Source organism: Cryobacterium melibiosiphilum (assembly GCF_003602235.1).
GTDB lineage: Bacteria > Actinomycetota > Actinomycetes > Actinomycetales > Microbacteriaceae > Cryobacterium > Cryobacterium melibiosiphilum.
In genome coordinates this window covers 1-24,871 of sequence record NZ_QZVS01000094.1, presented here as the reverse complement: position 1 = coordinate 24,871, position 24,871 = coordinate 1, and the positions used below count along the sequence as shown (strand labels likewise).

22 protein-coding genes are annotated in these 24,871 nt (G+C 69.3%); 7 read left to right on the top strand and 15 right to left on the bottom strand.

Going from position 1 to position 24,871, the window contains the following annotated elements:
* Window positions 1–42 precede the first annotated feature (42 nt).
* Window positions 43–1,350, bottom strand: coding sequence for an Ig-like domain repeat protein (locus D6T64_RS17680; RefSeq protein ID WP_119976005.1), 1,308 nt, complete (start codon window positions 1,348–1,350; stop codon window positions 43–45).
* A gap of 288 nt (window positions 1,351–1,638) precedes the next feature.
* On the bottom strand, window positions 1,639–2,856 hold the full coding sequence (locus D6T64_RS17675) for an NADP-dependent isocitrate dehydrogenase (RefSeq protein WP_119976004.1): 1,218 nt from the start codon (window positions 2,854–2,856) through the stop codon (window positions 1,639–1,641).
* A gap of 178 nt (window positions 2,857–3,034) precedes the next feature.
* Here D6T64_RS17675 and D6T64_RS17670 point away from each other — a divergent pair, with 178 nt between their 5' ends.
* The 3 genes from D6T64_RS17670 (at window position 3,035) to D6T64_RS17660 (ending at window position 4,379) form a co-directional block, all read left to right on the top strand.
* The gene (locus tag D6T64_RS17670) at window positions 3,035–3,487 is read left to right on the top strand and encodes a GNAT family N-acetyltransferase (RefSeq protein ID WP_119976003.1); all 453 of its coding nucleotides are present in this window, start codon (window positions 3,035–3,037) and stop codon (window positions 3,485–3,487) included.
* Between the two features lie 23 nt (window positions 3,488–3,510).
* The gene (locus tag D6T64_RS17665) at window positions 3,511–3,861 is read left to right on the top strand and encodes an MGMT family protein (RefSeq protein ID WP_233551365.1); all 351 of its coding nucleotides are present in this window, start codon (window positions 3,511–3,513) and stop codon (window positions 3,859–3,861) included.
* A 146-nt stretch (window positions 3,862–4,007) separates the two neighbouring features.
* Window positions 4,008–4,379 (top strand): cytoplasmic protein, encoded by a 372-nt coding sequence (locus D6T64_RS17660; RefSeq protein WP_119976132.1) that lies wholly within the window; start codon window positions 4,008–4,010, stop codon window positions 4,377–4,379.
* On the opposite strand, the gene D6T64_RS17655 is transcribed toward D6T64_RS17660, so the two are convergent.
* From D6T64_RS17655 to sucC, 9 genes are all read right to left on the bottom strand, one after another.
* The gene (locus D6T64_RS17655) at window positions 4,376–6,181 is read right to left on the bottom strand and encodes an ABC transporter ATP-binding protein (protein WP_119976001.1); all 1,806 of its coding nucleotides are present in this window, start codon (window positions 6,179–6,181) and stop codon (window positions 4,376–4,378) included. The genes D6T64_RS17660 and D6T64_RS17655 overlap by 4 nt on opposite strands.
* The gene (locus D6T64_RS17650) at window positions 6,178–8,004 is read right to left on the bottom strand and encodes an ABC transporter ATP-binding protein (RefSeq protein ID WP_119976000.1); all 1,827 of its coding nucleotides are present in this window, start codon (window positions 8,002–8,004) and stop codon (window positions 6,178–6,180) included. The genes D6T64_RS17655 and D6T64_RS17650 overlap by 4 nt, the downstream gene beginning before the upstream one ends.
* 224 nt (window positions 8,005–8,228) lie before the next feature.
* Window positions 8,229–9,308, bottom strand: a complete 1,080-nt coding sequence (locus D6T64_RS17645) for a Glu/Leu/Phe/Val dehydrogenase dimerization domain-containing protein (protein WP_119975999.1) — start codon at window positions 9,306–9,308, stop codon at window positions 8,229–8,231.
* Window positions 9,309–9,389: 81 nt separating this feature from the next.
* The gene (locus tag D6T64_RS17640) at window positions 9,390–10,622 is read right to left on the bottom strand and encodes a mechanosensitive ion channel family protein (protein ID WP_233551363.1); all 1,233 of its coding nucleotides are present in this window, start codon (window positions 10,620–10,622) and stop codon (window positions 9,390–9,392) included.
* Window positions 10,623–10,776: 154 nt separating this feature from the next.
* Entirely contained in the window at window positions 10,777–12,546 is a 1,770-nt protein-coding gene (gene purH / locus D6T64_RS17635) for a bifunctional phosphoribosylaminoimidazolecarboxamide formyltransferase/IMP cyclohydrolase (RefSeq protein WP_119975998.1), read from the bottom strand.
* Window positions 12,543–13,136, bottom strand: coding sequence for a phosphoribosylglycinamide formyltransferase (purN, locus tag D6T64_RS17630; protein ID WP_119975997.1), 594 nt, complete (start codon window positions 13,134–13,136; stop codon window positions 12,543–12,545). Before purN ends, purH begins: the two co-directional genes overlap by 4 nt.
* Window positions 13,137–13,145: 9 nt before the next feature.
* Window positions 13,146–14,732 carry a cell division protein PerM gene (locus tag D6T64_RS17625; RefSeq protein WP_199719214.1) on the bottom strand — a complete coding sequence of 529 codons (1,587 nt, stop codon included), beginning with the start codon at window positions 14,730–14,732 and terminating at the stop codon, window positions 13,146–13,148.
* A 265-nt stretch (window positions 14,733–14,997) separates the two neighbouring features.
* Entirely contained in the window at window positions 14,998–15,885 is an 888-nt protein-coding gene (gene sucD, locus D6T64_RS17620; RefSeq protein ID WP_119975996.1) for a succinate--CoA ligase subunit alpha, read from the bottom strand.
* Window positions 15,886–15,897: 12 nt separating this feature from the next.
* Window positions 15,898–17,067, bottom strand: coding sequence for an ADP-forming succinate--CoA ligase subunit beta (gene sucC, locus D6T64_RS17615; RefSeq protein WP_119975995.1), 1,170 nt, complete (start codon window positions 17,065–17,067; stop codon window positions 15,898–15,900).
* Between the two features lie 197 nt (window positions 17,068–17,264).
* Between sucC and D6T64_RS17610 the strand changes: the two genes are divergently transcribed.
* The 3 genes from D6T64_RS17610 (at window position 17,265) to D6T64_RS17600 (ending at window position 21,562) form a co-directional block, all read left to right on the top strand.
* The gene (locus tag D6T64_RS17610; protein ID WP_119975994.1) at window positions 17,265–17,987 is read left to right on the top strand and encodes a VIT1/CCC1 transporter family protein; all 723 of its coding nucleotides are present in this window, start codon (window positions 17,265–17,267) and stop codon (window positions 17,985–17,987) included.
* Window positions 17,988–17,997: 10 nt separating this feature from the next.
* On the top strand, window positions 17,998–18,423 hold the full coding sequence (locus D6T64_RS17605; RefSeq protein ID WP_119976130.1) for a DUF3054 domain-containing protein: 426 nt from the start codon (window positions 17,998–18,000) through the stop codon (window positions 18,421–18,423).
* Between the two features lie 91 nt (window positions 18,424–18,514).
* Window positions 18,515–21,562 carry a hypothetical protein gene (locus D6T64_RS17600; RefSeq protein ID WP_119975993.1) on the top strand — a complete coding sequence of 1,016 codons (3,048 nt, stop codon included), beginning with the start codon at window positions 18,515–18,517 and terminating at the stop codon, window positions 21,560–21,562.
* A 260-nt stretch (window positions 21,563–21,822) separates the two neighbouring features.
* Here D6T64_RS17600 and D6T64_RS17595 read toward each other — a convergent pair whose 3' ends face one another.
* Window positions 21,823–22,479, bottom strand: a complete 657-nt coding sequence (locus D6T64_RS17595) for an NADPH-dependent F420 reductase (protein WP_119975992.1) — start codon at window positions 22,477–22,479, stop codon at window positions 21,823–21,825.
* A 139-nt stretch (window positions 22,480–22,618) separates the two neighbouring features.
* On the opposite strand from D6T64_RS17595, the gene D6T64_RS17590 reads away from it, so the two are divergent.
* A complete protein-coding gene (locus D6T64_RS17590) occupies window positions 22,619–23,125 on the top strand; it encodes a MarR family winged helix-turn-helix transcriptional regulator (RefSeq protein WP_119975991.1) in 507 nt (168 codons plus the stop codon).
* An 85-nt stretch (window positions 23,126–23,210) separates the two neighbouring features.
* Here the strand turns inward: D6T64_RS17590 and D6T64_RS17585 are convergent, their stop codons facing one another.
* The 3 genes from D6T64_RS17585 to D6T64_RS17575 all read right to left on the bottom strand — a co-directional run.
* Window positions 23,211–23,414 (bottom strand): hypothetical protein, encoded by a 204-nt coding sequence (locus D6T64_RS17585; protein ID WP_119975990.1) that lies wholly within the window; start codon window positions 23,412–23,414, stop codon window positions 23,211–23,213.
* Between the two features lie 154 nt (window positions 23,415–23,568).
* The gene (locus tag D6T64_RS17580; protein ID WP_233551362.1) at window positions 23,569–24,459 is read right to left on the bottom strand and encodes an FAD:protein FMN transferase; all 891 of its coding nucleotides are present in this window, start codon (window positions 24,457–24,459) and stop codon (window positions 23,569–23,571) included.
* A 1-nt stretch (window position 24,460) separates the two neighbouring features.
* A partial coding sequence (locus tag D6T64_RS17575; RefSeq protein ID WP_119975989.1) for an FMN-binding protein occupies window positions 24,461–24,871 on the bottom strand: 411 nt, incomplete at its 5' end.

Genomic DNA, 24,871 nt, shown 5'->3' with positions numbered 1-24,871 from the left:
GCTGCGCTCATCGGCCGCCCGGCACTCGTCGCGCCGCCTCCCCTACCGCTTCACGCGCAGCCGCACCGCGTCGCTCTCGATCGGGGCCACGATGTCGCTGCCGGCGTAGTACGCCGTGACCTTGTACGAGCGCGGCGGCAGCCCGGACAGCGTCACCTGCCCGGTCTGGTTCGCGTCGAGCGGCACCTGGTAGCGCAGCGCGCCGACCCGCAACTCGACGTTGCCGGACACCTTCGAAAAGCTGCGGATGGCCACGGTCGCCACCGTCGACTCCTCCGGCCCGATGGTGCTCGCGCTGAGTTCCACGGTCGGGAACACCCTCTCCTTCACGTAGACCCCGCCCGAGATGGCGGTGCCGGCGATCAGGCCCGGCGCCCGCGCGGTGACCTTCACCGTGAGGGTCGCCCCCGCGACGGAGTCGTTCACCCGGTAGCGTGCGTCGTTCGCCCCGAAGATATCGCTGCCGTTGGCCTGCCACTGGTAGAAGAACTCGAGGCCCTTCGGGGTCCAGGTGCCGGTCTTCGCCCGCAGCGTTCGCCCGTCTTCGGGCACCCCCACGATCGTCGGCGGGCTCACGTTGACGGCGGTGACGACGGATGCCGCCCCCGGGTCCACCTCGAGCACCGTTCGGGCGTTCCCGCCGTACTCGACGAGTCCGAGGTAGCCCGGGCCCGCCTGCAGGCCCGACCAGTTCAGCGTGTAGGAAGCCGGCACCGCCGCGGTCGCCGGCACGGCCGCCGGTGTCGCGCTGAGAGCGCCGACCCCGGGACCGGCCGGCAGCAGGTAGGTGTCCAGGGTGAAGTCGGAGTACCCGCTCACCGCGGTCACCACCACCTCGTAGTCGCCGGGGATCGGGTTGGGCAGGTTGATCTGTTCGTCGGCCGCACCGGTCTGGGATTCGAACTGCACCGACTCGTCGCCGGGAACCTCAACGTAGGCGTTGAGGTCGAGGTTGGCGCTGTCCCCGATCGAGTCGAGGTCGAGGCGCAGAAAACGCAGGCCCGCGGGCACGGTCACGATGTACGTGGTGTCCTCACCGGGCACGGTGAACCCGGACGTCGGGCTCGCCGGGTCGTCGGGGTTGGGCTGGCGTGCCGCCCGCACGAGGCCGCTCACCGCCAGTGGCACGGTGCCGGTGGTGTCGGGCGTGAACTCGACGGCGACCGATCCGCTGGTGCCGGTCCCGGCGACGGATGTCGGCACCAGCGGCGCCGCGGCGGCCGGCGGCGGGTTGACTCCCCCGCCGACGACAGTGGCGACCAGGGCGCCGACAGCGACGGCGGCGACCAGCGCACTGCGACGGGAACGGCGTTGGGTATCGGTCCGGGCGGGCCCCGGCGCGGCGGGCATGACAAAAGTTTTCACGAGACGAGCCACTCCATCCGCCGACGCTCCAACAGTCCGACTCGGCGGCGGCACCGGCTGCACCGACAAATCCACGTTTGCAGAATCTAGTGCATTCCCGTCCTGTGCCTCCAGACCCAACACAAAAGCCGGCAGCCGTCGCGGGTGCGCGGTCGAGCATCCGCTTGCCTCGCAGGCCTGCCGGGTCTGTGCCCGGTCGCGGCCGAGCCAGTTTGGCACGCGAAAGGCCCCGACCAGTGCGGTCGGGGCCTTCGGGACGTGCGGGGGCGGAGGCTACTTGCCCAGGCGCGCCTGCAGGTTCTCGGCGAGCGAGGCGAGGAATTCCTCGGTCGTCTGGTACGGCTGCTCCGGGCCGACCAGCAGGGCGAGGTCCTTGGTCATCTTGCCGCTCTCGACGGTCTTGATGACGACGTCTTCGAGGGTGAGGGCGAACTCGGCCAGGGCCGGGTTGGAGTCGAGCTTGGCGCGGTGCGAGAGGCCCCGCGTCCAGGCGTAGATCGACGCGATCGGGTTCGTCGAGGTGGGCTTGCCGAGCTGGTGCTGGCGGTAGTGACGCGTCACCGTGCCGTGAGCGGCCTCGGCTTCGACGATCTTGCCGTCGGGGGTGGACAGAACGCTGGTCATCAGGCCGAGCGAGCCGAAGCCCTGCGCGACGGTGTCGGACTGCACGTCGCCGTCGTAGTTCTTGCAGGCCCAGAGGTAGCCACCCTCCCACTTCATGGCCGAGGCGACCATGTCGTCGATGAGGCGGTGCTCGTAGGTGAGTCCGGCCGCTTCGTAGCCGGCCTTGAACTCGGTGTCGAAGATGTCCTGGAAGATGTCCTTGAAACGACCGTCGTAGGCCTTCAGGATGGTGTTCTTCGTCGACAGGTAGACCGGCACGTTGCGCTCGAGGCCGTAGGCCAGGGTGGCGCGGGCGAAGTCGGTGATCGACGAGTCGAGGTTGTACATGCCCATGGCGACGCCGTCGCCCGGAGCGTTGAAGACCTCGAAGGTCGACGGTTCGCTGCCGTCTTCCGGGGTGAAGGTCATGCTGAGCGTGCCCTTGCCCTGAAAGCGGAAGTTGGTGGCCTTGTACTGGTCGCCGTAGGCGTGGCGGCTGATGATGATCGGCTTGTTCCAGCCGGGCACGAGGCGCGGGATGTTGCTGATGACGATGGGTTCGCGGAAGATCGTGCCGCCGAGGATGTTACGGATGGTTCCGTTGGGCGAGAGCCACATCTTCTTCAGGCCGAATTCCTCGACGCGGGCCTCGTCGGGGGTGATGGTCGCGCACTTGACGCCCACACCGTGCTTCTCGATGGCGTGTGCCGCATCGATGGTGATCTGGTCGTTGGTCTCGTCGCGCTTCTGGATCGAGAGGTCGTAATACTCGAGGTCAATGTCCAGGTAGGGGTGGATGAGCGTGTCCTTGATGGCGTGCCAAATAATGCGCGTCATCTCGTCGCCGTCAAGTTCAACGACCGTTCCTTCAACCTTAATCTTCGACAATGGCTTCTCCTCCGCGGTTCGACGGCCCACTATGGCCGTCTGCAAGCTTACTAGAGACTCGTAACTATCTTGACATCGAGATATATTCCCCCGTTCGGGGACGTTCCGGGGGTGGTCCCGGCCCGTGATGCACCCCGATCGGGTACCGGCGAGCCCGGGGGCACGTTAGCCTGAGCACATGGGTGAGCTGAGACTGGAAGAACTGTCCGCACGTAACATCGTTGCCGCCAACAACCTGAGCCTGAAACCGGGACAGGAAGCGTTCGTGGCGCCCGTCTCCTACTCAGTGGCGGCATCCGTCATCAATCCCGCGACCGCGTGGCAGCGTGTTGTGCTGCTCGACGACCAGGTCGCCGGCTTCATTCACGGCAACTTCGACCCGAATTCCGAGCATGAAGAGTTTCGGGCCTGCATCTGGCGCATCAACGTCGACGCCGGCGCCCAGGGTCAGGGTGTGGGCAAGTTCGCCTCCGACGCCCTCGCCGAAGAGGCCCGCGCCCGCGGCTTCGACCACATCAACGTGATCTGGGAACCGGGAGACGACGGCCCCGGGGCATTCTTCCACCGCATCGGCTTCGTCGACGTGGGCGAAACCCAGTACGGCGAGACCATCGGCGCCCTGCAGCTCTAAGACTTTTTTGAGAGCGGATGCCCATGGCCGGGACTTCGGATGACGCGGCAGCGCCGCCGCGCGGCGAGGCCTTCGCCGAGCACGTGCTCGCCATCGTCGACTCGATCCCGCCGGGCCGGGTGATGACCTACGGCGACATCGCCGCGGTGCTCGGCAGTCGCGCGGCGCGCACGGTCGGGCAGGTCCTCGCGCACAGCGGCGGCACCGTGCCGTGGTGGCGCGTGGTGCGGCACGGCGGGCATCCGCCGCCCGGCCTCGACGAGCGCGCCCGCGCTCACTACGAGACCGAGGGCACTCCCCTGCTCGACGCGCCGACGGATGCCGCCTATCGCGTCGACTACGCCGCCGCCCGCTGGTCACCCGGCCGCCCCTGACCCGCCCGCGGCCGGTCCCACCCCGTCGCGGCACTCGTTAGCTCTCGCGGCACTCGTTCTCTCGAGTGCCGGCCGACGCAACGAGTGCCGCGACGCGACACCACCCCTCGGGACGGCCGTGGTGGCCCGGTGCTACCGTGCTGCGCATGACACGCGATCCGGTCGCCAGCAATCCCGAGCACTACAGTGTGCTGTTCGAAAATGATCGGGTGCGGGTGCTCGAGTACTCTGACACTCCGGGAGACGCGACAACCCCGCACAGCCACCCCGACAGCGTCATGGTGACCCTCAGCGCGTTCACTCGCCGGCTCTCCGCCGAAGCGACGACCACGGGGATCGGGCCGACCCTCGACGTGGAGCTGCCGGCCGGCGCGGCACGCTGGCTTCCCGCCCAGACGCACTCGGGCGAGAACATCGGAACCACCCCGACCCACACGATCTTTGTGGAACTCAAGGGTGAGCATCCGCTGCCCGCACAGACGACGGATGACCCGCCGCTCGGCCCCGACGCAGGCTAGACCAGGGAGTCCCGCCAGGCCGCGTGCAGCTTCGCGAACCGCCCGGTGCCGGCGATCAGGTCGTTCGGGGTGCCGTCTTCGACGATGATTCCGTTCTCCATCACGAGCACCCGGTCGGCGATCGCGACCGTCGACAGGCGGTGCGCGATGATCACGGCGGTGCGGTCACTCAGCAGGGTCTGCAGGGCTTCCTGCACGAGCCGCTCGCTCGGGATATCGAGCGACGACGTGGCCTCATCAAGAATCAAGACCGCCGGGTCGGCGAGAAAGGCCCGGGCGAACGAGATCAGCTGGCGCTGCCCGGCCGAGACCCGGCCGCCGCGCTTATTCACGTCGGTGTCATAGCCGTTCGGCAGCTGCGAGATGAAACCGTCGGCGCCCACGGCACGCGCGGCCGCCCGAATTTCTTCGTGGGAGGCATCCGGCTTGCCGATCGCGATGTTCTCCGCGACGCTGCCGCTGAACAGGTACGCCTCCTGGGTGACCATGACGATCGCCCGGCGCAGGTCCTTGGGGTGCAGGTCGCGCAGGTCGACGCCGTCGAGCAGCACCCGGCCCTCGCTCGGGTCGTAGAAACGGCTCATCAGTTTGGCGAGCGTGGACTTGCCGGCACCGGTCGAACCGACCAGGGCGATGGTCTGGCCCGACGGAATCTCGAGGTCGAAGTGCGGCAGCACCACCCGGTCGGTCTTGTAGGCGAACTGCACGTTCGTAAACGACACCGTGCCCTTGGCCGTCCACAGGTCGACCGGGGTGGTCGGGTCGGGAACGCCCGGGCGCTCTTCGAGCACGCCGGAGATCTTCTCGAGCGCGGCCGCGGCCGACTGGTAGGAGTTGTAGAACATCGCCATCTCCTCGACCGGGTCGAAGAAGCGGCGGGTGTACAGCAGGGTGGCGAGCAGGGCGCCGATCATCAGGTCGCCCTCGACCACGCGGAAGCCGCCGACCAGCAGCACCGCGGCCACGGTCACGTTGCCGATCAACACGAGCCCCGGGTCGAACACGCCGAAGAGCTGGATGACCCGGGCATTCACGTTGCGGTAGTCCTCGACGAGGCCGCCGAACTGCGTGTTGTTGCGCTTCTCCTTGCGGAACGCCTTCACGGCACGGATGCCGGTCATGGTCTCGACAAAATGCACGATCAGGCTCGCCGAGGCGACCCGCGACTGCCGGAACAGGGTCTGCGAGCGCACCTGGAACCAGCGGGTCAACACGGCCAGCGGAAGAAGCGCACCGAACAGCACGAGGCCGCTCGTGCCGTCGACCAGGAACAGCGCGATCGCCGTGAACAGCATGTACAGCACGCCCTGCACGAGCTGGTTGATGCCCGAGTCGAGCAGCTCGCGGATGGCGTCGAGGTCGCTCGTCTGCCGGCTGATGATGCGCCCCGAGGTGTACGACTCGTGAAACTCGAGGCTCAGCTTCTGGGTGTGCAGAAACACCCGCTTGCGCAGGTCGATCAGCACGCTCTGGCTGACCCGGGCGGCGAGCACGGTGTACCAGGCGATCAGGAGCGCGCCGCAGACCCCGGTGACGAGGTAGACCGCGCCGGTCGCGGCGAGTGGAACCCAGTCGTTGGCCAGCAACGCCGGAAGCCCGCGGTCGATGCCGAGGGCGATCAGGGCCGGGCCGGCGACCTGCGCGGCGGTCGAGACGACCACGACGAGCATCGCGAGAATCACCTGCCCCCGCACGGGAATCAGCAGCGAACCGAGCAGCCGCAGCGAGCGCTGGCGAATCTGGCGGCTCTCGGCCTTGGTGAAATCGTGGCGTTCTTCGCCGGCTACTCCGGTGACGCTCACAGTGCCTCCTCCGCACGTTCGGCCTCGCGTTTGACTTCGTCTTCGAGGCTCGAGATGACGAAGCTGTAGTGCTGATTGCTGGCCAGCAGCTCGGAGTGGGTGCCGACCGCGGTGATGCGGCCGTCTTCGAGCAGCGCGACGCGGTCGGCGAGCATGACCGTCGACGGCCGGTGCGCCACGATCAGGGTCGTCGTGGAGACGAGCACCTCGCGCAGTGCCGCTTCCACGAGGGATTCGGTGTTCACGTCGAGCGCGCTGAGCGGGTCGTCGAGAATCAGCACGGCCGGCTGGGCGGCGACCGCCCGGGCGAGGGCGATGCGCTGGCGTTGCCCTCCGGACAGGCTCATGCCCTCCTCGCCGACCAGGGTGTCGACACCGTCGGGAAGGTCGTGCACGAAGCCCGCCTGGGCGATGTCCAGGGCGGAGGCGAGTGCGGCATCCGCTGCCTCGCTGGCCAGGCCCTCGCCGGTGGCATCGTTGAATTCGGCGCGGCCGAGCAACACGTTGTCGCGCACGGAGGCCGAGAACAGGGTGGCGTCTTCGAACGCCATCGCGAGGTGGCTGCGCAGTTCTTCGCGTCCGAGGCTGCGCACGTCGACGCCGTCGAGGGTGACGGCGCCGTCGGTGACGTCGTAGAGGCGGGTGGTGAGCGCGGTCAGGGTGCTCTTGCCGGAGCCGGTGAGGCCGACGAGGGCCATCGTCTCGCCGGGTTCGAGCACGAGGTTGACCCCGTCGAGCAGGTCGGGAAAGCGTTCGGGCGAGTCCGCGTAACGAAAGTGCACGTTGTCAAAGGCGAGACGGCCGCGCGGGTTGGCGAGGGTCGCCGCGTTCTCGGGGTCGACGATCTCGTTCGGGGTGTCCATGATGTCGAAGAAGCGGTCGGTCGCGGTGCGGGCGTCGAAGGTCATCGAGAGCAGAAAACCGATCGACTCGACCGGAAACCGCAGCACGGTCGCGGTGGCGAAGAAGGCGGCGAGCTCGCCCACGCTGAGGTCGCCCTGCGCGGTCAGCCAGACGCCGGTGATCAGGCAGATCGCGAAGGCCACGTCGGGAACCAGCAGCAGCCACAACCAGATTCCGGCGATCGCGCGGGCTTTCTCGATCTCGGTGCCGCGCAGGTCTTCGGCCTGGTGGGCGAAGTTTTTCAGCGCGAAGGAGCCACGACCAAAGGCTTTCAGCACACGGATGCCGTGCACCGACTCCTCGACGGCCGTCGCCAGGTCGCCGGCCTGGTCCTGGCTGCGCCGGGCGATCACCGAGTACTTCTCTTCGAAGACGTAGCCGTAGATCCAGATCGGGATCGAGCAGACGATGAAGATGAGGCCGAGCAGCCAGTTCATCGAGAACAAAATCACGACGCCGACGATGATGGTCAGAAAGTTGATCACGAGCAGCACGAGCCCGAACGACACCCAGCGGCGGATCAGGTTGAGGTCGCTGACGGCGCGGCTGAGCAGTTGGCCGCTCGGCCAGCGGTCGTGGAAGGTGACGGGCAGGTCTTGCAGCCGGGCATAGAGGCCGTTGCGCATGCGCGCCTCGATGTGGGTGCCGGGGGTCAGCACGAACCAGCGGCGCAGGGCTATCATGATGGCTTCGAGGACGCCGAGGCCCAGCACGATCCAGACGGCCGGCCAGATCTCTGACGAGTCCTGGGTGCTGAGGGGGCCGTCGACGAGGCCGGCGAGCACCTGCGGGATCGCGAGGGCCACCAGCCCGGCGAGCAGCGCGGCGAGCGCCCCGAGCGCGAGCCGCGGCAAGGCCGGGCGGGCATAGGGGTAGAGACGTAGCAGGGTGCGGAACGTGTTCCGCCGAGTGCTGGGCATGGTGTGTCCTGAACGACGGCGTTGTGCGCGGCCCGATCAGGCAGCCTTTCAGACTACGGCCGAAGGGGGCTAGACCGCAAATCTCGCGGTGGGTCGCGGTTGTCGAGCCTGTCGAGACGCCGCTCGCCGCGACCAGCGGCGCACATACCGTGCAGCGGCGCAGCAGCAGCAGGCGAGCGGTGTCTCGACGGGCTCGACAACCGCGCAGGGCTGGGCCCCGTGGGCTAGACCGCGGCGCCCAGTCGGGCCGCGGCCAGGCGTTCGGCGGCGGCGAGGGTCGTGATGCCCTCGGCGTGGGCATCCGCGAAGATCTGGCCGAGCACGTCGCCGATCGCCGCGACCCGGGTCGCGATCGCGGCTGCGTCGGCATCCGCTTCGCTCGCCATGGCGAGGAACACCACTCCCCCGGCGTTCACGACGAAGTCGGGTGCCCAGAGAATGCCGCGGGCGTCGAGCTCGGCGGCTCCGGCGACCTCGGCGAGCTGGTTGTTGGCGGCGCCGCAGACGCCGAGCACGTTGAGTTCGCCGATCACGGTCGCGTCGAGCACGCCGCCGAGACCGCACGGCACGAACAGGTCAGCCTGGATGCGGTGCGCGCCGGCAACGGGAACCCAGCCGGCGCCGAGCTCATCGGCGAGTTCGCGCTTGTCGGGGTTGATGTCCGTCACGGTGAGGGTCGCGCCGGCGGCGGCGAGGGCCCGCGCGAGGCGGCCGCCGACCTGGCCGAGGCCCGAGATCACGAGGTGGCGGCCGGCGACCTCGCGGCTGCCGAAGAGGGCCTCGAGGGTGGCGAGAATGCTCGCGTACACGCCCGCGGCGGTCGCGTCGGCGGGTTCTCCGACGCCGCCGGTGGCGGTCGGCAGGCCGCAGACATGCGCGGTGCGCTCGGCGACGATGGCCATCAGTTCGGCGCTCGACCCCACGTCTTCGGCGGTCATGTAGGCGCCGTTCAGGCTCTCCACGGCGTCTCCGAGGTCGAGCATGGCGTCGCGCTTCTCGGCCTCGGTCAACACGGTGCCGAGCGGCAGGTAGACAACGGCCTTGCCGCCGCCGAGCGCGAGGCCCGCGGCCGCGTTCTTGAGCGTCATCGCGGCGCTGAGGCGCAGCGCGTCGGCGACGGCGTCGGTCCAGCTGGCGTACTGCCAGATGCGGGCGCCGCCGAGGGCCTGGCCGAGGCGGGTGGAGTGCACGGCGACGGTGATCATCAGTCCGGAGCGGGTACCGGTCGTGACCAGCACTTTCTCGTGCGTGAACGGGATCGCGGCGAGCGCATCGAGCGACACTGCGGGTTGCGTGAGATTCATGGGATTCTTTCGGACGGGGGTCTGCCGGCCGGGTGGGCCGTCAGTCGTGTGGGGCGCAGGGTGTTGCGCCATCCGCCCAGACTAACGCGGAGAGCGCCCGGCACCGGGATCGGCGCCCGAACCGCCGGAATCGCCGAGCGCGTCACGCTCCTGCACCGGGATCGACTCGGTGAACTGGGCCGCCCGTTTCTTGGCCTTCTCGTCTCCTGAGAACAGGCCGACAGGTTCGGTGACCGGATGCCGCCGCTCCCGTCGCGCGGGCGCCGCCACCTCCCGCTCCTGCCGCAGTTCCATCCGTCCGACCGGGATCGCCTCGGGGTTGTCGCTGTTCAGCCAGGTGATCAGGTTTTCCCGCACGAGACAGCGCAGGTCGAAGAGGGTGGGGGCGTCCTGGGCGGAGACCAACACGCGTACGCGCACGAAGCCGCCCACGGCATCCGTCACCTGGAGCACGACGACGCGCTCGTCCCAGAGGTCCGTCGCCGCCACGATGCGGTTGAGCTCTTCGCGCATGCCGACCGGGTCGACGCGCCAGTCCAGGTCGAACTCGATCGCGCCGAGCAGTTCGCTGGTGTGCCGGGTCCAGTTCTGGAACGGATTCGTCGTGAAATAGGTCGAGGGCAGCACCATGCGGCGGTCGTCCCAGATGTGCACGACGACGTAGGTGAGGGTGATCTCCTCGATCTTGCCCCACTCGGTTTCGACGATCACGACGTCGTCGACCCGCAGCGCATTGTTGAAGGCGAGCTGCATGCCGGCGAAGACGTTGGCGAGGGTCGACTGCGCGGCGAGTCCCGCGACGACGCTGAGCAGCCCGGCGGAAGCGAACAGGCTCGCCCCGGCGGTCGCGGCGCCCGGAACACTCAGCAAAATCGCGCCGATCGCGCAGATGATGAGAATGACCACCCCGATGCGGCGCAGCATGCGCAGCTGGGTGCGCACCCGCCGGGCGACGCGGTTGTCGCGCACGTCGATGCGGTACCGGGTGGCGGCGATCTCCTCGAGAAAATACAGCAGCGCGCAGAGCAGCCAGGTCGCCGAGCCGGTGAACAGCGTGCGAAAGATGAAGTCGGCGAGGTCGGTCAGTCCCGGATCGGCCACCGGGTAGAGGGTGTCGGCGAGCCAGAGCAAGCCGACGAGCACCGTGATGCGAAAGGGGATGCGCGCCAGCCGCAGCAGGGTGCGGGCCCAGGCCTTGCGCCGCCCGACCAGGCGAAAGCTGAGCGACGCGACCGCGGTCACGGCGACCGCGAGCACGACCGCGACGAGCGCGGCGAACACGATGGGTGGAACGAAGAAGTCGAGGATCGTCACGATGGCCCTCCCGCAGGTCCCGCATCCGTAGGTCGTGGCTCCACCCTAGTTGCGCCTGCCCGCACCCCTCCGCTCGCGAGTGAGCAGTTTCGGCACTTCCCGGGCTCGGGAAGTGCAGAAACTGCTCACTCGCGGTTCGAGAAACGTGGTGCGATCAGTGGAAGAAGTGACGCTCTCCCGTGAAGTACATCGACACGCCGGCAGCGGAGGCCGCGGCGATGACCTCGGGGTCGCGTACCGAGCCACCGGGCTGCACGACGGCGGTGACGCCGGCTTCGAGCAAAACCTGCAGGCCGTCAGCGAAGGGGAAGAACGCGTCGGAGGCGGCGACGCTGCCCTCGGCGCGGTCGCCGGCGCGGCTCACGGCGAGGTGGCAGCTGTCAACGCGGTTGACCTGGCCCATTCCGACGCCGACGGATGCTCCGCCCCGAGCCAGCAGAATCGCGTTCGACTTCACGGAACGGCACGACTTCCACGCGAACTCGAGGTCGGCGCGGGTGGCGGCGTCGACCTCGGGGCCGGCGACGAGTTCCCACTTTTCCGAGGAGAACTCCTCGAAGCTGTCGGTCTCTTGTACGAGCAGTCCGCCGGAGATCTGGCGCAGTTCAAGGGAGGAGCGGGCGTAGTCCGCGGGAAGCTCGAGCAGGCGGATGTTCTTCTTCTTGGTCAGCAGTTCGACCGCGGCGGGCTCGAAGCCAGGAGCGATGAGCACCTCGGTGAAGATCTGGCTGATGGTCTCGGCCATGCCGAAGGTCACGATGCGGTTCGCCGCGATGACACCGCCGAAGGCCGAGACCGGGTCGCAGTCGTGGGCGCGCTTGTGGGCGCTCGCGATGGCATCCGGTGCCTTGGGGTTGGCGACGGCGATGCCGCACGGGTTGGCGTGCTTGACGATCGCGACGGCCGGTTCGCCGAAGTCGAAGGCGGCGCGCACGGCGGCGTCGCCGTCGACGTAGTTGTTGTAGGACATTTCCTTGCCGTGCAGCTGCACGGCCTGGGCGATGCCGCGTCCGCCTTCGCCCACGTAGAGGGCGGCGGCCTGGTGCGAGTTCTCGCCGTAGCGCAGCACAGCAGCGCGGCTGGCCTCGATCACGAGGGTGTCGGGGAACGGCGACTCGGGGTCGTCGGAGTTGTCGAGGGTCTCATCGAACGGCGCGTCGAAGACGGAACCGGCCATGGTGGGGTCGTCCCCGATCAGGCTGTCATCAGCACCCAGCGAGTGGGCCAGCGCGGCGGCGCCCTCGGCGTCGGCCGTCAAGGCGTCGACGACGTCGTCGTCTTCGGCCCACTGGTCGTAGACGTTGGCGGTGAACCACTCGGAGACGGCGAAGTCGTAGTCGGCGGTGTGCTCGAAGGCGAGCGAGGCGAACTTCTGGCGCAGGCGGAGCGTGGTGCCGCCGGCTTCGACCGCGGCGACAAGTTCGCCGTAGTTCTCGGGATCGACGACAATCGCGACGTTGGCGTGGTTCTTCGCCGAGGCGCGCACGAGGGCGGGGCCGCCGATGTCGATCTGTTCGATGACCTCGGCGTCGGCCGCGCCGCTCTCGACGGTTTCGACGAACGGGTAGAGGTTGACGACGACGAGCTGGAACGGCGCAATGCTGAGGTCGGCGAGCTGGTTCTCGTGGGCTTCGAGGCGCAGGTCGGCGAGGATGCCGGCATGCACGCTCGGGTGCAGCGTCTTCACGCGGCCGTCGAGGGATTCCGGGAATCCGGTGACCGTGGCGACATCCGTCACCGGGTGGCCGGCGGCACGGATCGCGGCGGCCGTGGAGCCGGTGGAGACGATTTCGACGCCGGAGGCGGCGAGCACCGCGGCGAGTTCGAGCAGGCCGGTCTTGTCGCTGACGGAGATGAGGGCGCGTTCGATCTTGATCGCGTCGCGTTCGCGGTAGAGGCTCTGCGCCAGGGTGGGTGCGCTCATGCGGGGGAATGCTCCTTGAGATTGACGTGGCCGTTGGCGATATCGAGCACGGCCTGCACCAGCAGGCGCCGCTCGACAAGTTTGATGCGCTCGTGCAGGGCGGCTTCGCTGTCCCCCGCCTCGATTGCGACGCGTTCCTGGGAGATGATCGGGCCGGCATCGACTCCGCCGTCGACGACGATGATGCTCGCGCCGGTCTGGGTGGCCCCGGCGGCGAGGGCGTCGCGCACCCCGTGGGCGCCCGGGAATTCGGGCAGGTACGCCGGATGCGTGTTGATCAGGTTCGGAGAGAGGGCCGCGACCACGCGGGGCGGCAGCAACCGCATGAGGCCGCTGAGAATGACGAGGTCGGGTTTCCAGAGCTGGATTTGCTCGAGCAGGGCGTCGCCCCAGGCGGCGCGGTCGGGGTAGGAGCCGTAGTTGACGGCGAAGGTCGGGATGCCCAACTCCTCGCCGAGGCCCAGCCCGTCGGCGTCGCGATCCGCGCCGATGGCCACCACTCGGGCCGGATATTCGGCGTCTTCTGACGCCTCAAGCAGGGAGCGGAGGTTGGATCCCCCGCCGGAGATCAATACGAGCAGTGACAGCACTACTTGAGCCTACCGTTTCGCGGGCGGCTGGCCCGATCCACCGTCACTCGGGCTCCCACCGGCGCTGTCCTCGTCGTCTTCGGCGCGCAGAAACCGGCTGAGGCGTTCGCGGCGGGTGCCGGTGGCGGCCGGTTTCGGTGCCGGGGTGGGCTTGGGCGCGGCCTGAGACTTCGGCGCGGGCTTCGGTTTCGGATCGCGTTTCTGGGCGGGCTGATCGGGTGTGCCGCCGGACTGCGCGCGCCGGGTCCCGAGGCGTGGCCACGGCATGCGAGCGGTACCGGGGGCAGCGGATGCCGCGACCGGCTTCGAGCGCGCGGCCGTGCGCGGCCGCCTGGCCGGCCGAACCCGGCGCTGCGGCAGCACCACGTGACCGCCGACGAGCATGCCGAGCACCGCGGCGACACCGACCTCGGCGGCGGTGAGGGCACCGACGAGCAGGGGGTTGGGGCCCACCTCGACGAGGCGTCCGGGACCGATGGCTCCGCCCGACCACCAGGCGAGCAGCCCGAGCAGCAGGCCGGCGAGCAGGCCGATGCCCAGTCCAGCGAGCACCTGCGCGAGGCGCCCGGGGTCGGGGATGCCGGGCCGGCGCATCCGCTGCCGAACCACGACGGCCGCGATGAAGCCGATCAGAATCGGCACGAGCAGGCCCAGGAAGCCCCATTCGAGGGCCCCCTGGGGCAGGGCGCCGAGAATCGGCAGGCCCGGGATCGGACCGAGCACGGTTCCGGCCGGGGAGACGCTGCTGCCCACGCCCACGGCGATGCCGGGGCCGACGAACCAGGCCGCGGCCCAGGTGACGAAGTTGGGAATCAGCGCGAGCTGCATGACGGTCAGGGTGGCGCCGCCGAGCACGCCGGCCTGAACGGCTTCGTAGAGCCCGATGATGGTGGTGTAGTTCAGCCCGATGAGCACCGCGACGGTGATCGCGGAGACGCCCATGATGCCCGCCGTGGTGGCGGTTCCACCGCGCAGCACCGCCAACACGACCGTGCGTGCCGTCTGGGGCAGGTCGAGGTAGCGTTCGCGAATGGTGCGGGCGACCGGGTCGAGTTGCCGGGCGCCGGTCGATCCGGGCAGGCCTCGGCCCTCGCGGGCGCCGAGTTCGGAGCCCAGCAGCACGCCGGCGGCGTAGATCAGCGGCGGCAGCACGAAGCCCTGCCAGAGCACCGGGCTCACGATCGTGGTCTGCGCCGACACGGTCACAAGGCTCGCAAAGAGGGCATAGCTGAGAACGGATGCCCCCACCCCCACCCAGCGGTGCGGCGTCTCCGCCGCGCGACGGCCGGTGCGCACGCCGAGGAGCACGGCCGTGAGGGCGAAGCCGAGCGGGGCGAGGGTCAGCAGGAAGGGTTCTTCGGCGCCCGTGAACGCGAAGGCGACCGCGACTTCCGGGGACAGGTGCACGAGCAGGTCCACGCCGTTGCCGATCAGCCAGACGTCGACGGCGGCCCGCCAGAAGACGAACCACTCCACGGCGAGGCCGAAGTGGGCGGCCCAGAGCACGGTCAGCGGCACGAGCGCGATCCCGATGCCGATAGCGACGACGAGGAGCGCCTCGAGAGCGGCAAGCAGGGCTGTCGTTATGCGGTTCATCCGGCTTCGAGCCTACCTGCCGCGGCGGGGCATCACGTCCTGGGACACGGCACCTCTGCGGGCACGGCACCTCTGCGGGCGGGCTGAACACGTCGCGGCACTCGTTGCGCGAGCGGGCACTCGTTGTAACAAGTGCCGGCTTGCACAAGGAGTGCCGCGAGTGGGCGCTGGGGCCGTGGCGGCAGCCTCCCGGCCCGGGCGAGCGCACAACAGGGCCCGTCGATCGGCGGGCCCTGTCTATTGGTGCGGGTGGTGCGGGTGGTGCTTAGAGTGCGGCGAGCGCCGCGCGCAGCAGGGTGGCTGCCTCGCTCGGCGTCTTGCCGACCTTGACTCCGGCGGCCTCGAGGGCCTCCTTCTTGCCCTGGGCGGTTCCGGCTCCGTCGGAGACGATGGCGCCGGCGTGGCCCATGGTCTTGCCTTCGGGGGCGGTGAAGCCGGCCACGTAGCCGATGACCGGCTTCGTGACGTGCGCCTTGATGTACTCGGCGGCCTTCTCCTCGGCGTCGCCGCCGATTTCACCGATCATGACGATCGCGAGGGTCTCCGGGTCGTTCTCGAACGCCTCGAGGGCGTCGATGTGCGTGGTGCCGATGATGGGGTCGCCACCGATGCCGATCGCGGTCGAGAAGCCCAGGTCGCGCAGTTCGTACATCATCTGGTACGTGAGCGTGCCCGACTTGGAGACGAGTCCGACCGGGCCCTTGCCGGTGATGTTCGCCGGCGTGATGCCCACGAGCGCTTCACCGGGCGTGATGATGCCGGGGCAGTTCGGGCCGATGATGCGGGTCTTGTTGCCCTTGGCCTTGGCGTACGCCCAGAACTCGGCGGAGTCCTGAACCGGCACGCCCTCGGTGATGATGACGAGCAGCGGAATCTCGGCGTCGATCGCTTCGATGACGGCGTCCTTGGTGAACACCGGCGGAACGAAGACGATGGAGACGTCGGCGCCGGTGGCCGCGACGGCCTCCTTGACGGTGCCGAAAACGGGCAGTTCGACGTCGCCGTGGGTGACGGTGGTGCCGGCCTTGCGGGCGTTGACGCCACCGACGACCTGGGTACCGGCCTTGAGCATGAGGGCGGTGTGCTTGGTGCCCTCACCTCCGGTGATGCCCTGCACGATGACCTTGGAGTCCTTGTTGAGGAAGATTGACATTTTCTTCGGTCCTTACTTCGCCGCGTTGGCGAGTTCGGCAGCCTTGGCGGCGCCCTCGTCCATGGTGGCGGCCAGTGTCACGAGCGGGTGGTTGGCCTCGGCCAGAATGCGGCGGCCTTCCTCGACGTTGTTGCCGTCGAGGCGCACGACGAGCGGCTTGTTGGCGGCTGTGCCGAGGGTCTCGAGCGCTCCCACGATGCCGGACGCGACGGCGTCACACGCGGTGATGCCACCGAAGACGTTGACGAAGACGCTCTTGACCTGCGGGTCGCCGAGGATCACGTCGAGGCCGGCGGCCATGACGGCAGCGGATGCTCCGCCCCCGATGTCCAGGAAGTTGGCCGGCTTCACGCCGCCGAAGTCTTCGCCGGCGTAGGCGACGACGTCGAGGGTGCTCATGACGAGCCCTGCGCCGTTGCCGATGATACCGACCTCACCGTCGAGCTTGACGTAGTTGAGTCCGGCGGCCTTGGCCTTGGCCTCGAGCGGGTCGGCGGCGGCAGCGTCTTCGAGAAGCGCGTGCTTCGGGTGACGGAAGTCGGCGTTCTCGTCGATGGTGACCTTGCCGTCGAGGGCGATGATGTCGCCCTCTTCGGTCAATACGAGGGGGTTGACCTCGACCAGGGTCGCGTCTTCGCCCGTGAATACGTCGTAGAGCTTGACGAAGACCGGAGCGACCTTGTCAACGAGCTCGGCGGGGAACTTCGCGTCGATCGCGATCTGCTTCGCGACGGCGAGGTCGATGCCGACCGCGGGGTCGACGGCCGTGTAGGCCAGCGCTTCGGGCTTCTCAACGGCGAGGACTTCGATCTCCACGCCGCCCTCATAGCTTGCGAGGGAGAGGTATGACCGGTTCGACCGGTCGAGCAGCACGGAGAAGTAGAACTCCTGCTTGATGCGGGCTCCGCCGGCGACCATGACGCGGTGCACGGTGTGGCCCTTGATGTCCAGGCCCAGGATGTCGCGGCCTGCGGCCTCGGCGTCATCCGGAGTCTTGGCTACCTTGACGCCGCCGGCCTTGCCGCGGCCGCCAACCTTGACCTGCGCCTTGACGACGACAACGCCGCCGAGCTTCTCGGCCGCGGCACGCACCTCTTCGGGGGTGTCCGCGATAATGCCCGGTAGTACGGGAACGCCGTACTCCTCAAAGAGGTCTCTGGCTTGGTATTCGTAAAGATCCACGCTGCTCTTCCAATCCGCATCTGAGCGCTCTCGCTGCTTTTGGGGGTGATGGTGGGCAGCCATTGCCGAAAAGTAGCTCGACATCAAGACATACCGACCCTTAGAAACTCTATCGGTTCACGATGGCCTGCTCGGTCACCGCGCAGGCTAGCCACACCTTGCTGGAAAACGGCGCGGACAAGTGCTTATCTAAGTTCATGACTTCTGTAAACGGCGCCACTGAGACGCAGTCCGTCGAACCGCACGCGGCGGGCCTGGCCTCCCGGTTGAACTGGTTGCGCGCCGGGGTTCTCGGCGCCAACGACGGCATCGTGTCGGTGGCCGCGCTCGTGGTGGGCGTCGCGGCGGCGACGACCGACTCATCCGTCATCTTGATCGCCGGCGTGGCCGCCCTGCTCGCCGGCGCGATTTCGATGGCCCTCGGCGAATACGTGTCGGTGAGCAGCCAGCGCGACAGCGAGCGCGCGCTCATCGCCAAGGAGACCTGGGAACTCGAAAACGAGCCCGAAGAAGAACTCGCCGAGCTGGCTGGCTTCTACGAGGCCAAGGGCCTGACCTCCGCGACCGCGCGGCAGGTGGCGATCGAGTTGACCGACCACGACGCCCTCGCCGCCCACCTCGAGGTGGAGCTGCACATCACGGCCGAAGACGTCTCCAACCCGTGGACCGCGGCCTATGCGTCGGCGATCGCCTTCACCGTCGGTGCGGCCCTGCCGCTGTTGGCCGTGCTGCTGCCGCCGGCCGAATGGCGGGTTCCGGCGACGTTCGCGGCGGTGCTCGTGGCCCTCGTCATCACCGGCTGGCTCAGCGCCTACCTCGGCGGCAGCCCGAAACCCCGCGCCATCGCCCGCATCGTGATCGGCGGCCTGCTCGCCCTCGCCGTGACCTACCTCATCGGCGGCCTGCTCGGCGGAGCGTAGGGTGAGCGACATGACCGCGCCGCTCCCACCCCTCGTTCGTCTGCCCCTGCTCGCCCTGCTGATCGACGCCGCGCTGGTCGTGCTGTTCGTGCTGATCGGGCGGGCGAGCCACAACGAGGGCCTGCTCGGCACCCTCGTCACGCTGTGGCCGTTCCTCGCCGGACTCGTCGGCGGCTGGCTGATGATCCGGGCCTGGCGCGCGCCCTTCAGCATCGCCTGGACCGGCCTCGCCGTCTGGGCGGCGACGGTGGTGCTCGGACTTCTGCTGCGGGTTGCGAGCGGCCAGGGCGTGCAGCTCTCGTTCATGATCGTGACGACGATCGTGCTCGGGGTCTTCCTGCTCGGCTGGCGCGGGGTCGTTCTCCTCGTGGGCCGGGCACGCGTGCGCCGCGCCGCCCTGCTGGCCACCGCGAAACGGATGTCCACCGCCGGCTGACCGGCCGGCCCGGGCTGGCCAGCTCACCTAGACGCGCCCGTGCGCCGAGAGTATTCTCAGCGCATTAGCAGGCCGTCGACGGGTGGTTCCCATGAACGTGTCTTTTCAGGCAGCCCGGCACCGTGAGCCGCGAGCGCCCCAGGTTCTCGAGTTGCGCATCCACGGCATCAAGAACACCACGCCGGCCGAGATGCTCGGTGTCAGCGCCGACCAGGTCGAACGCGCCGACGGCGACGAACTCGGTGCCTTCTGGATCGAAAAAACGCCGCCACCGACGGCCGGGCAGCAGACACCCCGCCGCACCCGCCGTGAGGCCTACTCGTGGGGCGAGATGGCCCGGTCCGGCGGCGGCCCGCTGGCACTGATCGGCACGCTGTTCGTGCACCTCGGCTGGCTGCTGATTTTGCCGTTCGGGCTCTGCAACGTCGCATACTGGACCCGCCGCATCCCGACCCGGCAGCGCGCCGGCCGCTGGGATGGCGGCCGCGGCGCCCCCGTGCTGCGGCTCTTCGCGCTCGGCCTGACCCTGATCTATGTGACAGCCCTCGCTTCGGTGAGCCTCGACCTGATTGGCGTGCAGTGTTTTCCGCTGGACGGCACGGTCTGCAGCCAGCTGCCCTCGATCTTCGACGCGCTGCAGAACCTGGCCCGCGGGCCCCGGCTGGCCCTGCTGACGCTGATCCCGCTCGGCGTCATGCTGCTGCTCTATGTCATCTCGCACCGCGCCCGGGTGCGTTTTGAACCCAATATTGCCCGGCTCGCGAAGCCGCGGACCGGTGGCGTGCCCGACTCCGGGCACCACGACGGCGCGCCCGTCGCCCCGGTCGTGCCGGGCACCACGGCGAGCGCCCCGACCGACCGCTCCGGCGCCACGGCTGCCCCGGTCGAACCGGCGGCAGCGGATGCGGCCGGGCCCGGCGCATCCGCTGCCTCGGTGCCGGAGCCTACGATCGTGCCGCCACCGGCGCTGCTGGCCAGCGCCGAGTTCTGGGTGCAGGCGCGCGTCGCGGCGACGACGGAACGCCTGCACTTCGCGGCCGTGCTGTTGTTCCTCGCACTGCTGCTGTCCGGCGACCGGCTCTACGCCGGTAACGCCGAGCTGCAGGCGGGTCGCTTCGACCCGCTCGAGGTCTTCGCAACCTCCCCGATCGCTTTTCTCGCGTTCGTGCTCGCCGCGACGGGCCTCGCCCTGGTGTGCGTGCTCATCGTGATCACGTCGGAATCCGACCCGGATCGCATTCTGGTGCGACGGCGCCTCGCCGGCTGGCTGCTCGTGCTGTCCGGCGTGCTGCTGCTTTTCACCGGCCTGTCGAGCGCCGTCGACCCGGCGTCGCGGCTGCAGCTGCCCGCGGGCACCCTCGTGGTGCCCACGGTGGTCGGCCTCGAGGCCGCCCCCACGCTGCTCGTGGGCGTTCTGCTGGGTTTGAGCGTGGCCGCGCTCGGCTGGCGGCGCGGGGTTCCGGTGTGGCTGTCGATCGTCGTGCTCGTCGGAGCGCTCGGCTTTCTGCTGATCGGGCGGTCACTCAGCGAAGACGCCGGGCCGGTCGCCCCGGCGGCGGCGCCCTACTACCTGGGCGCGGCGCTGCTGCTCGCCCTCGAGCTGCTGTTCGTGTTGCGGTATCCACTCGGAGCGAACCGGGCCGAACGGCATGCGGCGTTTGCCTACGAGGGCTGGCGCGGCATGGGACCGGGGGTCGTCATGCTGCTGGCCCTCGGCGTCGCGATGACCCTCGCGAGTCTCGTCGTGGTCGGGTTCGCCGCGTTCCTGGCGATTCCGCTGGCCGACACGGCGACGGATGGCCTCTGGCGCGCCGCCAGCGCATCTCCCCTGGTCGTGCCGCCGGCCTACGTCGAGTTCGGGGTGGTGCTGCTCGGCATGCTGCTGGTCGTGCTGCTCTTCGCGGCCGCGACGCTCGTGCCGCTCGTCACCCGGCTATACCGCCTGAGCACCCCCGCCCTGCGCCGGGACGGCGACCGCGTCGACGACGCCGTGGTGATCGCGCCGCTGCCCGATTACGGTGCCAGCGGCGAGCCCCCGGTCGCGCACTCCATCGACCGGGTCGAGCTGCGGGTGCTCAAGGCGCGCCGCTTCGCCGCGCTAACCCAGCGCGGCGAACCTCTGCTCGGGTTTCTCGCCGTGACGATCGGCGTCGGCATGGCCGCCACCGTGGTGCTGCGTTTTCCACCCGCCACGGCAACCACGAGTCCGTGGCTGAGTGCGACTCCGAGCATCGCCGTCGGAATCTTGTCGGCAACGGCCCTCGCCGCGGTGGCGGCGATCGCCATGAACGCGCTCACCCGGTCGGAACGGCCGCTGGGCCTGCTCTGGGACCTGATCTGCTTTCTGCCGCGGGCGGGGCATCCGTTCGGACCGCCGTGTTATTCGGACCGGGTCGTGCCCGAACTGAATGCGCGGGTGCGGGACTGGCTCGAGCCGGACGGGGTGCCGCTCGTGCGCCGCCGGGTCGTGCTCTCGGCGCACAGCCTCGGGGCCGTGCTCGCGGTGTCGACGGTGTTCGCGCACGCGTCGGCGACGGATGCCCGGCGGCCGCTCGCCGGGGCCACCGACGGCTCGCCGCGCATCGGGCTGGTCACCTACGGCACCCAGTTGCGTGCGTATTTCGGGCGCTTCTTTCCGGAGTTGCTCGGCCCCGCGGTGCTCGGCACCCGGCCGTGCCGCGCGCCGCGCCTGTTCGGCGGCGACCCGTGGCTGCGCCAGGTGCTCGATGACGAGAACGATGCGGGCCTGCCCGCGGTCGTCGCGCCGGGCACCCTGCGCGCGGTGCTCACCCCCACACGCTCCCCCGCGCCACCGTTCTGGATCAACGTCTGGCGCCGCACGGACTTTCTCGGGTTTCCGGTGAACAGCTACCGGGAAAATGTGATCGACCGCGGCGCGAGCGAGATCGAGCCGACGACCTATTTGCTCAGCATCGCGACGCACGGCCTCTACCCGGACGTCGCCCAATACGACGGCGCCATCGACGACCTGCTCGAGCGGATGCTGCCTCCCGCAGCGGCCGTGCAGCCCCGGCCGGCGGCCCGGCGCCGAACAGCCGTTTCGGCGCCGCGCACCCCGCGACATCGGTCCCGCGGCAGCGACACCCGGTCGGCAGGCACCGACACCGACACCGACTGAGCGGATGGCCGCGGGTGGGCGCGGGCGGCGCGTCGTCGAGCCCGTCCAGCTAGCCGAGACACCCGCGGAGCGGCGCGAGTCCCGCACAGGCGCAGGACACCACATCCGCGTGCCACCCGATGTCACCATCACGCTGGCGTAACACCCGCGCGGCGCAACACCCGCGCATCGCACAGTGACCGGCCAGCCGCCCCTGGCGCAAGTCCCGCGGAGCGGCCTCACCGCCGCGGGGCGGCAACAGCGGTTGCGGCAGTGGCGAACTAGACGAGAACGTTGACGGCCGTGTTCCAGTTGAACGACGCGTGGGCCGGGTTGACCTGCAGCGTCATGATGAGCAGCTGGAAGCCCTCGAGCTCGCGGGCGCGGCGCAGCGGGCCAACGTCGATGGGGCGCAGGGCGGCATCCGTCACGAACAGCGCGACGGCGTCCTTGGCGGCCTGCGACTCGCCGGCGATGAAGACGTCAAGCGGCTTGCCGTCGACGGCTCCGGCGGCGAGCGGGCCGGCGAAGGTGGTGTTGAACGCCTTGACGATGTTGACACCCGGGGCGGCGAGCTCGGCGAGCTCTTCGGCGGCGGAGGTGCCGGGGGCGACCGTGAGGGCGTCGAAGGTGGCGAAGTCGATGGGGTTGGTGATGTCGATCACGGTCTTGCCGGCGAGCTTGGCGCCCAGGCCGGTGACGAGTTCGCGGGCCGAGTCGTAGGGAACAGCGAGCACGACGATGTCGCCAGCCAGCTCGCCGGCGAACGGCAGGCTGATCGCACCGCTGGTGACGGATGCCCCGAGCTCGGTCGCGAGAGCGGCCGCGGCGGTCTCGTCGCGGCTGAGGATCTGTACCGCGCGGCCGGCGGCGACGGCGCGGGTGCCGATGCCGCGGGCCATGTTGCCGCTGCCGATGATGGTGATGGTGTCAGTCATGGGAATCTCTTTTCGTCGGGCTGAATGTGTCGGGCTGCTTCGGGGAGCTTCGGATGATTACTTGAAGCAACAACTAAAACCTAGAGCACTTTGGTTGAAGCGTCAAGTTATCAGGCAGGATTGGTTCTAGAATTCACCTATGGCCGACTTCCCCACCCCCGAAACTCGCTGGCTGACCGACGAGGAGCGCACCGCCTGGCTGCGGCTGATCGCGGTCACCATGCTGCTGCCGAGCCGACTCGAATCCGAACTCAAGCGCGACGCCGGACTCAGCCACTTCGAGTACTACGTGCTCGCGATGATCTCCGAAACCCCCGAACGTTCCCTGCTGTTGACCGAGGTCGCCGCCCGCACCAACTCGTCGCTGTCCCGGCTGTCCCACGTGGTGGGCAGGCTGGAAGGCCAGGGGTTCCTGTCCCGCTGCACGTCGCCGCATGATGGACGCGCCTCACTCGCCCGGCTCACCGAGGCCGGCTGGGCGAAGGTCGTGGCGAGCGCGCCCGGTCACGTCGAGGAGGTGCGCACGGTCGTCTTCGATTCCCTCGAAGACGGGCAGGTACAGCAGCTCAGCGAGATCTGCGCTCGACTGCTCGGCGCCCTGGATCCCCAACACGTGCTGTTGGGACTCGGCGAGCGCCTGCCCTAGTCACCCGCCCTCGTCGCCGATGCGAGTCACTTGCCCGAGTCGCCGACACGAGTCACCGGCGACCTGACCGCACTCGAGGAACGGCCTACAGGTCGTCGCGGTAGAAGTCGCGATCGCCACTGCGCTCGGAATCGCCCTCAACCGGCCGTTCGTCGGCGTCGGTGCCCCAGTCGTCGAGGTCGACGTCGTCATCGTCGTCGCCGAGCACGAGTTCTTCGTCGGCGTTCGGATCGATCTCGGTCACTTCGCGGTCTTCGTCGGTCCAAAATCCATCGGGTTCGCGTGACATGGTCAGCCTCCAGGGTGAATCTGAATGAGAAGGTGAAACTGAATAGGATGTCGAGCTGAAGGGGAATCGGGGGCCACGGTACCCCTCTCCGCCGACACGATCAAGCACTCCCAGCATCCGCTCACCGACCGGCCCGGCGCCGGCGCGTGCCCCGTTACCGGCGCAGCCCGGGAGTCGCCAGCAGCCCGCCGCCCTGCAGCACCGCGAGCACCTCGATCTCCGCCGAAGCCGTGCACTGGTTCAGCATCGGCTCGCCGCCGGCAACGATCGCGGTGGCGAGCACGTCCGCGGTCACGATGTCGGCCGCGAGCACGCTGACCTGCCGAAACGGCGAGCGGATGCCCGGCGCCGGCGTCCAGATGTGTTCGCCACGTTCCGCGCTGCCGGAGGTCGCCACGGCCCGGAGCGGCGCGCGCAGCGGCACGGTCGCGAGCAGGTCGAGTCGGTCGAGCGGGTTGACGAGCGCCACGACCCAGTCCGGGTCGACGAGCGGGTCGAGGCGGCGGGCGAAGGTGACGTCGGGGCATCCGCTCACCAGGATGTCGCCGCCCGCGTTGATCGACCAAGCGTCTTGCCCCAGGGAGTCGAGCGCGGCTCCGGCCTCACGGATCGCGAGCGCCTTCACGATTCCCGACAGGTCGATCACCCCGTCGGCCCGGTGCGGCGTGAACACACCGTCGGTCTGATCGCGCCAGTGCAGGGCGAGCGCGTAACAGTCGCGCAGTTGCCGACTGGCTTCGGTCAAGCGGATGTCGCCGCGCGCCACCCGGCTCAGTTCCGACCCCGGGCGGTACAGGCTGAAGCGATCGTCCCAGCGCCCGAAGACCCCGGCCACGGCGGCCTGGGCGCTCTGCCGCACGGCATCGCCCCGGGAGTCGGTCAGCCCGCCGTTCAGCCGCACGCTCACGACGGTGCCCATGGCCTGCAGGGTGATCGCGGTCACACCGACCATGCCCGCGGTCTCGGTCGTGGCAGACATCGTCGCCTCGTCGGCCGCCGACTCGGTGATCGTCGCGTCGGTCTGCGCCGCACTCTGGGACGACACTCTAGAAACCGGCCGCATCAAGCGCGGACTGCAGCGATTGCAGGTAGCCGTTGGTCGTATAGGTCGCGCCGCTCACGTTCTGCACGCTCGCGGACTGGGCGTTGAGTACCTCGGAGCGCAGGATCGGCTCGGCGCGAGCGCTGATCTGCACGGATTTGCGGTCGTCGGCGGTCAGTTGCAGGGCGGTGACGTCGGTGATCGATCCTCCCGCAATGGTCACGGAGACCTGTACATTGCCAAACCGGGTTCCCACGGCGGAGCCGGTGAAGGTTCCGTCCTGACCCGTCGAGGCGGCGGCTGACGCGGCGGCAGCGTCCGCGGCCGCCTGCGCATCCGCGGCGACCTTCGCTGCGGCCTGGGCGTCGGCGGCGGCCTGCGCTGCCGCAGCGGTATCGGAGGCCGCGGTTGCGGC

Bases quoted from the DNA above. Each gene is read 5' to 3' on its own strand.
- D6T64_RS17680 (WP_119976005.1), bottom strand. From the start codon at position 1,350: ATGCCCGCCGCGCCGGGGCCCGCCCGGACCGATACCCAACGCCGTTCC.
- D6T64_RS17670 (WP_119976003.1), top strand. From the start codon at position 3,035: ATGGGTGAGCTGAGACTGGAAGAACTGTCCGCACGTAACATCGTTGCC.
- D6T64_RS17665 (WP_233551365.1), top strand. From the start codon at position 3,511: ATGGCCGGGACTTCGGATGACGCGGCAGCGCCGCCGCGCGGCGAGGCC.
- D6T64_RS17660 (WP_119976132.1), top strand. From the start codon at position 4,008: ATGACACGCGATCCGGTCGCCAGCAATCCCGAGCACTACAGTGTGCTG.
- D6T64_RS17650 (WP_119976000.1), bottom strand. From the start codon at position 8,004: ATGCCCAGCACTCGGCGGAACACGTTCCGCACCCTGCTACGTCTCTAC.
- D6T64_RS17645 (WP_119975999.1), bottom strand. From the start codon at position 9,308: ATGAATCTCACGCAACCCGCAGTGTCGCTCGATGCGCTCGCCGCGATC.
- purH (WP_119975998.1), bottom strand. From the start codon at position 12,546: ATGAGCGCACCCACCCTGGCGCAGAGCCTCTACCGCGAACGCGACGCG.
- D6T64_RS17625 (WP_199719214.1), bottom strand. From the start codon at position 14,732: ATGAACCGCATAACGACAGCCCTGCTTGCCGCTCTCGAGGCGCTCCTC.
- sucD (WP_119975996.1), bottom strand. From the start codon at position 15,885: ATGTCAATCTTCCTCAACAAGGACTCCAAGGTCATCGTGCAGGGCATC.
- D6T64_RS17610 (WP_119975994.1), top strand. From the start codon at position 17,265: ATGACTTCTGTAAACGGCGCCACTGAGACGCAGTCCGTCGAACCGCAC.
- D6T64_RS17605 (WP_119976130.1), top strand. From the start codon at position 17,998: ATGACCGCGCCGCTCCCACCCCTCGTTCGTCTGCCCCTGCTCGCCCTG.
- D6T64_RS17600 (WP_119975993.1), top strand. From the start codon at position 18,515: ATGAACGTGTCTTTTCAGGCAGCCCGGCACCGTGAGCCGCGAGCGCCC.
- D6T64_RS17595 (WP_119975992.1), bottom strand. From the start codon at position 22,479: ATGACTGACACCATCACCATCATCGGCAGCGGCAACATGGCCCGCGGC.
- D6T64_RS17590 (WP_119975991.1), top strand. From the start codon at position 22,619: ATGGCCGACTTCCCCACCCCCGAAACTCGCTGGCTGACCGACGAGGAG.
- D6T64_RS17585 (WP_119975990.1), bottom strand. From the start codon at position 23,414: ATGTCACGCGAACCCGATGGATTTTGGACCGACGAAGACCGCGAAGTG.